The following is an 8142-nucleotide window of genomic DNA, read 5'->3' on the forward strand; positions in this document are numbered from 1 at the left end:
TCCTATTTCTGTTTCTCTCTAATCTCTTTTTACCGGGGGAGAGTGAAAAACTACCATACAAGCGGCTTCAGGACAACTTCGAGCAAACTGCTGGAAAACATAAGTTTTAAGGCTTCCCACAGCTTAGGATAAAATTATTGATAAATTAACAGGCAAGAGGCAGATAATGTCAAACGTCAAAGTTGAAGTACAATTATCTTCAGAAGAATTGCTCAAGGCAGTTGAGCAATTAAACTTGTCTGAATTAGAACAATTTGTATCGCAAGTTATTGTTTTACAAGCACAACGCAAAGCAACTCGACTGCCGCAAGCAGAAGCGGAATTATTACTCAAAATTAATCAAGGTATTCCTGCAAATATTCAGAGAGATTACGAAGAATTGATTGCTAAACGAGATGATGAAATTCTCACAAATGATGAGCATCAAAAGTTATTGCAATTAACTGAGAAAATAGAAAAAATCCAAGCACAGCGTATAGAAAATTTAGCAGAATTAGCACGTTTGCGTGGAATTTCACTGACTGCATTGATGGAAAACTTAGGTATTCACGCAACAAATAATGTCTGATTCGAGAGTGACAGCACAGCAAAAAAAGTCTGTAGTCAAGCGAGCTGATGGATGTTGCGAATATTGTAGAAGCCAAGAACGTTTTGCAATTCAAGCTTTTTCTGCCGAACATGTGATTCCCAAGAGTCAAGGTGGAGAGACGAATCTAGATAATTTGGCTCTTTCTTGTCAGGGTTGTAACAATCACAAATATAATAAAACTCAAGGTCGTGACCCAGTAAGTGGTGAAATTGTACCTTTGTATCACCCACGTCAACAATTATGGAATGACAATTTTGCATGGAATAATGACTTTACTTTAGTTATTGGTTTGACTCCAACAGGAAGAGCTACGGTAGAAACTCTACAGTTGAATAGAGAAGGAGTTGTGAATTTGCGCCGAGTATTGTATGCAATGGGAGAACATCCTCCAGGGAATGTTAATGATTGATAACAATATTGATTATTTATTCAGCAACTGTAAAAATTCTCCCCACCCACAACCAGCAAAATCTGACTTCTCATAAAACTGAGAATAATCTCTCCCTGGATAATAAATCGACAACCCCTTCACACGCTCAAATCTCACCCCAGAAGTCACATTTGCTAAAATTAACTGCGGCTCAATTTCAAGAATCATTAAATCTATAACTTCATCAATCACCTTGGTCAATTCATCACTATCCCCAGCATATTTATCCCGTAAAAGCTTCAAAAAATCATACAAATCCACAAAGTCTTTATCCTCAAAACGCACCACTTTACGTTGAGCATGATACAGCGCATTCTCAGTATAAATATCTGACTCTGCCAGCAATTGACACAAAACAGCCGCTAATCTTCCCAACCCCTCAGCCAGTTTCTCAACTACCCTCAAATTAGTTGCTGATTGGGTAATCTGAGTTACACTACCCCGTGATTCTCCCTCATAGTAGCGCTCGTACTCCTGTACAATTAACTTTGCCAGCGCCTCCGGTGTCATCTGTGCATTGGCGGTTAAATTCTGCAAAATCGCCGTATAGGGATAACCTGACAGGGGTTCTACCTCTTGGGATGCAACCATGTAACTAGCATTTGCCCGCAGTTGATATGCAACTTCAACCATGCTCATTAAACAGGCATCCATACCAATTAAGCTAACTTTTTTACCTGTTTGCTCTTGTGCTTCCCGAAACGCCAACTGTAGTTTAGCGTTATCTAAAAAGTCCAGGGATGAGTCATCAAAACAGATTGCTCGTGATTCCTCATCTTCTAATTGCAATACTTCCAGCACTGAAGAGAGAAAAAAGGCATGAGACAGTCGTCGATGACTACGAGTAAGGGAACGCACTTCATCCTGACTTGCTTGGATTTGCACGCCACGATTTCGCGCAAAGGCGTAAATATCATCTTCTTTCCACCCAGTACCGTGATTCCAAAGTATAACTGCGTAGTTTTGGGCTGGGTAATTCTCGATTCCCCAAACAATAAAGTCCCGTAATGCGCGGGAGTCCCCCATATTTTGCTCAGGGATATTCTCAATTTGCCTGGGTTCTCCAGAAGGGCGGATGTAAATGCGGTAAGTATGTTCGCGGTCAGATAGTGTGTCAAACTGAACTAATACGTTTACCTCGTCGGTAGAGCCAACAGCTTCCATTTGTTGAATATCTTGATATCCTTGCTCCTCCATTGGAGCCATCAACCGTTTACCTTTTAGTTGCTCGAAGGCTTTACCGTTGTCCCCTGCCATGTAGACCATTAAAGTCCAGCGACGATTTTGTTGGGTCATATTTGTTTGTGCGATCGCTTGAAAAAGTTCCGGTATAAATATTTCTGTACAAATACAAGTTTCTAATTTTTCTACAAACCCATCGCTGTCTTATCCGCAAAATCCACCGATTATTGAGTCAGAATTTGATTTTTAAATTCAGTAAGCAGTTTCTCAGCTTGGCTAACATCACGATTATTAATCGCTGATTGCAAGTCTTCTAGGCGTTCCAGCAGCAGTTTGTCAGATGTCCTTTCTTTATTAACAACACGCTGTAATCGGGTCAACTCCTCCTGTAACTGGAACAGACGACTGGTTTTGGCATCTTCATCTCGATTAGCCTCAGCTTCTTTCAGTTTCTGATCTACCTCTTGCTGAGTCAGGCAATAAAAGCGGTCAAAGGTTTTCTCAACAGGTTGTCCCTCGGTACTGGCATCTTCTGCTAGCACATGGAGGATACCATCATGGTCAACTTTGAACATACAGTTAACCCGAACTTCCCCAGCAGGACGAGCAGTGGCTAAGTTAAGAACCACTTCGCCGATAAATTCATTGTCCACCGCAATTGGTCGCTCACCTTGAAAAATACGAAAGCGGATGCTTTCTTGACCGTCACGCTGGGTTGTAAAAGCCTGGGGACCCTTGCGCCACTTGGTAACTGGTATCTGTTCGTTAGCGCGAATAATGGCATCCATCTTACTATTGGCTAACTCAATTCCCAAGGACAGAGGCGTAACATCCCAGAGTTTAACTTCTTCTTTGAGATAGCCGCATAATCTTGCACCCAAAACAGCCGCACCTCTGGCTACGGCTTCATCAGGATTTACAGAGTCATTGATTTTCCAACCGTAGCGTTCCCGAAGTGCTGCTTTTATCGCTGGTAATCTGGTTTGTCCGCCAACTAATAAAACTTGGTCAATGTCTGTTGGCTTTAACCCTGCTTTTTCTAGAGTATTATCGCAGATATCTAAGGTGCGTTCGATGAAAGACTGCACCACCTTTTCTAGTTGTGTGCGGGTTAAAATAGCTGACAACCCCAAAGACCGATTTTCTGCTGTGAAAAGGCTGGGGATGCTAACTGCATATTCTGTGGCTTGGGTAAGGGCAATCTTGGCAGCTTGTGCTGTTGTCCAAAGCAGTGCTTTCAGACTATTATTTTGCTCAAGGAGTAAGTCTACATCGTGCTGCTGCTTAAACGCTTCCTTCATCCAGCCTACAATAGCCAGGTCGAAATCATCACCCCCTAAGTGAGTATCGCCACTGGTAGCTTTAACCCGAAATAACCCCCGTTCAATCCGCAAAATAGAAATATCGAAAGTACCGCCGCCCAAGTCGTACACGGCTACTGTCTGCGGTTCTGTTCCCAAGCCAAATGCTAAAGCCGCAGCAGTCGGTTCATTAATTATCCGGGGAACCCGTAAACCAGCCAGTTCTCCTGCTTCCTTGGTCGCCTGACGCTGGGATTCGCTAAAGTAGGCAGGGACAGTGATGACAGCCTGGGTAATTTTTTTACCCAAGGTAGCCTCGGCATCTTCTTTGAGTTTACGTAGGACTTGCGCTGAAATCTGCGGTGGTGTAAGGATGCGTTCGCCGACACGGACAGCTACTTTGCTCTGCTGCACTTCCTCGATGGTGTAGGTGACTTGGGTTTGGTCGATGCGTACCCGTTCGTCACGAAAAGTACAGCCAATGAAACGCTTTACGGAGTAGATGACTTGACCGGGATGGCTGGTTATGCATGAGAGCGCTGATTTACCGACGATGGGTTGATTTGTTTGGGTATCAAACATGACAACTGAGGGAGTGAGGCGATCGCCTTCTTGATTGCACAGAACCCTCACTTTCTCTGTTTCTGGTTCCCAGATGGCGATCGCAGAATTGGTTGTCCCTAAATCAATCCCCAGGATGTCTACTTCGCTCATCGGCTAACCCTTTGCTGAAATTCAAGCTTGTTCACAATATCCACCACATACAGGAGCAAGTCATTTTGATTTTAGTTTAAGTTGATTTTTCTGTGTGTAGGTAAGCACAACCCAATACAAACACTTTCGGCTTCACAAAAATATAAATGTTAAAATAAGCCTACTATTGTAAATTTGATATTATTCGGAATTAGCGCATCCTCCTACACCTAAATTCTATTCTGCTCAATCATCAGGAGGATGCCAACCACTAATTGTCCAACGTCGTCGTGCAACAACTATTACTGGATTATTCATTCGCAAGCAAACAATTGTAGCCCTACCAATAGTAGTTAAACCTTCAACTTTTGTTGCATCAGAACTCCAAGTAAAATGGTCAGACCATTTCTGTGTACGCGGATTAAATAGAGGTGTTGTTTCTCCTGTTAAAGGGTCTATAGTTGCGGTTGAATCAGCTTTAAATTCATTGCAAGAGCGACAAGTCAAACAAAGATTTTCAAAGGTAGTTTCTCCACCTTTTGAGCGGGGTTGAATATGGTCATGGGTCATGGGAATCCCGCTATTGGCTTCAGTTGTTAAGCAATAACAGCAACGTCCTTTATCGCTAGCAGCTATTTGATTTTTTAGGCTTTCAGGAATATATTTAGACACAACTATTTAAGGAGTCGGCACATGATGTCCTCGCCAACGGAGTAACACAGCAGCTTGGGCTTTACAAAGCATAAAACGGTCAGCTTCGTAACGCAGTTTTATTAGTTCCAATTGTTCTGCATCTGTAATGTTACCACTAGAGTTACGCTCCAGCAGAAAGTTGTATCGCTCCATTTGGTCTGCTGTTTTGCGACTGCGGACAATTTGCCACAAGCTATTGTCATCTAGTTTATCTAAAGCTGCGAGATCGGCTTGGAATTCCTCTGGTACATCATCCCATTCCGGAGGACTACCTACTTGCAAAGCATGAACTATTACCTCTTCAATGGGGCGACGTTGCGCGTGGGCAGTATTGACTAAACGCTGATAGAGTATTTCTGGGATTTGAAGAGTCACTGTCTCTGTTGCCATTGTTCAATTCCCTACCCATGCCTTGGTTAAACCGTCTTAATTTTAGCGTAGGTCAGCCCTAGCTACGGCAGCCGCACCCATTTTGATAGCGAAGGCTATAACGACGGTTGCTAAACTTGCTATTAAACCCTTACGGATAGTAACGATAAAAAAGACTGTCACCACAATTAGAGAGACCATCCCTGTTATAACGTGTTTTTGCAAAAATTCGTCACCTTTTATTCTTAACTTTTATCACTCCAACCAGTTCTCTAACTGCAAATTGAGGATATTTTCAAAATCTTTGATGTTATTAGTAACAAGAATATCATTACGCGACCGAGCAACAGCACCAATCAACGCATCAATTTCCCCTGTTGGTTTACCAATTTGTCTGAGTTCGCTTTGAATCTTACCAAATTCAACAGCCGCATCTAAATCAAATGGTTCAACTGTTAGCAGTTGAGTTAACTGTGCTAATATTTCTAAATTCTTTTCAACTTGCTGGGAACAGTAAACACCTTTATAAAGTTCTGAAACAACTATTGTCGAAATATAGCATTGAGCAAATAAAAAATTAAATTTTGCAACTGCCTTGGGGTTATTATTAAGTAGTGCAATGCAAATATTAGTATCTAACAAGTACATTATTGCTTATCTTGATTTTCAATAGAATCTATAACTCTACCTCGATAAGCGTGGCGTTGTTGGTCAATTTCTGCAAAGATTTCTACTAGTTCAGGTTGGTCTTGCCAAACACCAAATAATTGGTTGAGCTTGGAGAGCCTTTCTTCATCACTTAAAGTTTGTGGAGTTTCAGTTCTTTGATTTGAAGAAATTACAAATTCCACGATAATTTCTGTACCATCAGGGATATCATTAATTTGTTCTAATAGTTCAATAGTTTGACCGCGTTTGATACCTTTAATTTTCATTTGATGTTCACTCATTTTTTGAAATTACAGATAAAATTAACACTCCTGCTCCAAACTGAAGCTCAGTTCCCTAATAATTTTACAGGATACCTTTAATATCAAAAAATTTGGACAGAGGGTGTGAGGCATTTTTATTTTAGATTTTGGATTTGTTAGTAAGTGTAGCAACTCAAACCACATGGTGTACCTACCCATAATTTAGTCTCCCCATCTTCACCCGTGCTAATAGCAAGCGCTGTTACCCGATTTGCCCCCAAGCCGCTATTATGGATGTGAAATTCGTTTGCTACCTTCCAGCTATTGTCCACAGCAAGCAGACGGAATAACCCTCTATCTGTCCCAACCCACAAACTACTAGCATGACTGTCCCAAACTAAAGCTGTAATTGTTCGATTCTCAAGTTCGGATACAGACTCCCAATTGCTGGAATTACCCACATACAGTCCTTGACTAGTTCCCACCCAAAGCAGTTCCGACTCACCCCATCCAATTGCTAAGAGAGAACGCACATCAGCACTACCTAAAGTGCCACTGACTGGCGTTAGTTGTTTTGTATCAGGTTTATAGACCAACAATCCAGTTGAAGTCCCCAACCAAACATGGTCTGTACCACTTTGGACAACAGCTTGCAGCCACCCTCTAACAGGCAGTTCTTTAGAGGAAATTACTTGTACCCAGACAGAATCTTTGTAATGATAAAGACCATCTAAACCCACTGCCCAGTACTGAGCGTTTTTGGTAGTTAAGGCTAAAATTGGTTCCGAAATGTTAGGCGCGGTTTGCAGTTCATTGTTTTGTGTTAAGCCATGTAAACCGCTACTCCAGCTAGCAACCCAAACTGTCTTTTGGTCTGCGGTAGTGGTAATTGCACGGATATCTTGTGTTCCCAATTGACCGTAGCGCCGCCAAGTCTCAGAAAATAGGTCTAAACGATAAAGACCGCGAACTGTACCAATCCATAGAATAGAGCTTCCCTGCAATTGCTGTACTGACAGCGCCTGCACCAGGTTGCTGAAGGTGGCGGGAGAACGTTCAGGAGAAGGCAAACCAATGACATCGGGTGGTGTATCCGTTAAGTGCAGGCGTATCCCTTCTTTCCCACCCCGCAATAGTCCATCATGGATGCCAATCCATACTTGCTCATCACTTGCTGCCAAACTGGTGATGGTGCTATTGAGTTGTTTGTCTGCCAAAGGTGTCCAACCAGTCTCCGTCGCTAAACCCACTTGTCCCCCACAAGCTGCCCAAACCCCTTGAGAACAGGGGGCAATGGCAGTAATTTCGCTCATAGGCATAGTATCAATTTTATGTAACTGGTTGGTAGTTAAGTCAATTCGTACCAGTCCCCTAAATGTTCCTAACCAAAGGTTTTCACCTTGCAGAGCTAGCGTCAGAATATCCGGTTGCACGCTGTCGGTGGAGCGTACCCAGCTAGAGTTTTGGTAATGATAGACACCTTGAGCGTTACATAGCCAAATATCATTTTCCTTAGCTACTGCGTTTTGCGGGGAGTGCAATAGCGAAGCGATCGCCCTGGGAGGAAAACCAGCAGGGGGTAATTCGATCGCGGGTTTGCGGTCTGGACTGTTGATAGCATAGATACCGCTAGCAGTTCCCACCCAAAGCCAACCTGTGGAGTCTATAGAACTCTTGCATAAATATTTTGTGGTATAATAAGGGGTTGTTTTAATTTCAGTTTTTAGCAATTAAGATAGTAAGAATTTGTGATTTTTTCGATTAAGTATTATCAGGCGATCGCTCACTCAAAAAATTGACAGCAAACTTATTTTCAGTTATCAGTTAGTAACTGAAAGATTTGATAAATTTAGTTTTTAAATCAATTGATCAGGCTAATTCATGATTATAAATTCCCGCAATTAAATTCGACCTTAAACCGTATCGGCTCAATAAACAGGGGTAGCCAAGAAAAATAAAAAAAACGAGCGAGGA

At 42.2% G+C, this 8142-nt stretch carries 10 protein-coding genes; 2 read left to right on the top strand and 8 right to left on the bottom strand.

What is annotated here, in order from left to right; translation table 11 throughout:
- The first annotated feature begins 166 nt into the window (after positions 1-166).
- Together AC5JMK_RS10065 and AC5JMK_RS10070 are read left to right on the top strand one after the other, a co-directional pair.
- The gene (locus AC5JMK_RS10065) at positions 167-568 is read left to right on the top strand and encodes an STAS/SEC14 domain-containing protein (RefSeq protein WP_495909989.1); all 402 of its coding nucleotides are present in this window, start codon (positions 167-169) and stop codon (positions 566-568) included.
- Positions 561-998: an HNH endonuclease gene (locus tag AC5JMK_RS10070; protein ID WP_495909990.1), complete on the top strand. Its 438-nt coding sequence runs from the start codon at positions 561-563 to the stop codon at positions 996-998. Before AC5JMK_RS10065 ends, AC5JMK_RS10070 begins: the two co-directional genes overlap by 8 nt.
- Before the next feature lie 12 nt (positions 999-1010).
- Here AC5JMK_RS10070 and AC5JMK_RS10075 read toward each other — a convergent pair whose 3' ends face one another.
- From AC5JMK_RS10075 to AC5JMK_RS10110, 8 genes are all read right to left on the bottom strand, one after another.
- A complete protein-coding gene (locus tag AC5JMK_RS10075) occupies positions 1011-2315 on the bottom strand; it encodes a clostripain-related cysteine peptidase (protein WP_495909991.1) in 1305 nt (434 codons plus the stop codon).
- A 110-nt stretch (positions 2316-2425) separates the two neighbouring features.
- Positions 2426-4216 (bottom strand): Hsp70 family protein, encoded by a 1791-nt coding sequence (locus tag AC5JMK_RS10080; protein ID WP_495909992.1) that lies wholly within the window; start codon positions 4214-4216, stop codon positions 2426-2428.
- Between the two features lie 225 nt (positions 4217-4441).
- Positions 4442-4867: an HNH endonuclease gene (locus tag AC5JMK_RS10085; RefSeq protein ID WP_495909993.1), complete on the bottom strand. Its 426-nt coding sequence runs from the start codon at positions 4865-4867 to the stop codon at positions 4442-4444.
- Between the two features lie 6 nt (positions 4868-4873).
- On the bottom strand, positions 4874-5278 hold the full coding sequence (locus AC5JMK_RS10090; RefSeq protein WP_495909994.1) for a hypothetical protein: 405 nt from the start codon (positions 5276-5278) through the stop codon (positions 4874-4876).
- Positions 5279-5320: 42 nt separating this feature from the next.
- The gene (locus tag AC5JMK_RS10095) at positions 5321-5458 is read right to left on the bottom strand and encodes a hypothetical protein (protein ID WP_495909995.1); all 138 of its coding nucleotides are present in this window, start codon (positions 5456-5458) and stop codon (positions 5321-5323) included.
- A 54-nt stretch (positions 5459-5512) separates the two neighbouring features.
- Positions 5513-5905 carry a type II toxin-antitoxin system VapC family toxin gene (locus tag AC5JMK_RS10100; RefSeq protein ID WP_495909996.1) on the bottom strand — a complete coding sequence of 131 codons (393 nt, stop codon included), beginning with the start codon at positions 5903-5905 and terminating at the stop codon, positions 5513-5515.
- Positions 5905-6192: a hypothetical protein gene (locus AC5JMK_RS10105; protein ID WP_495909998.1), complete on the bottom strand. Its 288-nt coding sequence runs from the start codon at positions 6190-6192 to the stop codon at positions 5905-5907. Before AC5JMK_RS10105 ends, AC5JMK_RS10100 begins: the two co-directional genes overlap by 1 nt.
- Positions 6193-6344: 152 nt before the next feature.
- Positions 6345-7811: a ligand-binding sensor domain-containing protein gene (locus AC5JMK_RS10110; RefSeq protein ID WP_495909997.1), complete on the bottom strand. Its 1467-nt coding sequence runs from the start codon at positions 7809-7811 to the stop codon at positions 6345-6347.
- Positions 7812-8142 lie beyond the last annotated feature (331 nt).

Source organism: Pelatocladus sp., assembly GCF_059505505.1.

What these genes read in the sequence shown, in the direction of transcription:
- AC5JMK_RS10070 (WP_495909990.1), top strand. Translation starts at nt 561, where the DNA reads ATGTCTGATTCGAGAGTGACAGCACAGCAAAAAAAGTCTGTAGTCAAG.
- AC5JMK_RS10080 (WP_495909992.1), bottom strand. Translation starts at nt 4,216, where the DNA reads ATGAGCGAAGTAGACATCCTGGGGATTGATTTAGGGACAACCAATTCT.
- AC5JMK_RS10105 (WP_495909998.1), bottom strand. Translation starts at nt 6,192, where the DNA reads ATGAAAATTAAAGGTATCAAACGCGGTCAAACTATTGAACTATTAGAA.
- AC5JMK_RS10100 (WP_495909996.1), bottom strand. Translation starts at nt 5,905, where the DNA reads ATGTACTTGTTAGATACTAATATTTGCATTGCACTACTTAATAATAAC.
- AC5JMK_RS10090 (WP_495909994.1), bottom strand. Translation starts at nt 5,278, where the DNA reads ATGGCAACAGAGACAGTGACTCTTCAAATCCCAGAAATACTCTATCAG.
- AC5JMK_RS10065 (WP_495909989.1), top strand. Translation starts at nt 167, where the DNA reads ATGTCAAACGTCAAAGTTGAAGTACAATTATCTTCAGAAGAATTGCTC.
- AC5JMK_RS10075 (WP_495909991.1), bottom strand. Translation starts at nt 2,315, where the DNA reads ATGACCCAACAAAATCGTCGCTGGACTTTAATGGTCTACATGGCAGGG.
- AC5JMK_RS10095 (WP_495909995.1), bottom strand. Translation starts at nt 5,458, where the DNA reads ATGGTCTCTCTAATTGTGGTGACAGTCTTTTTTATCGTTACTATCCGT.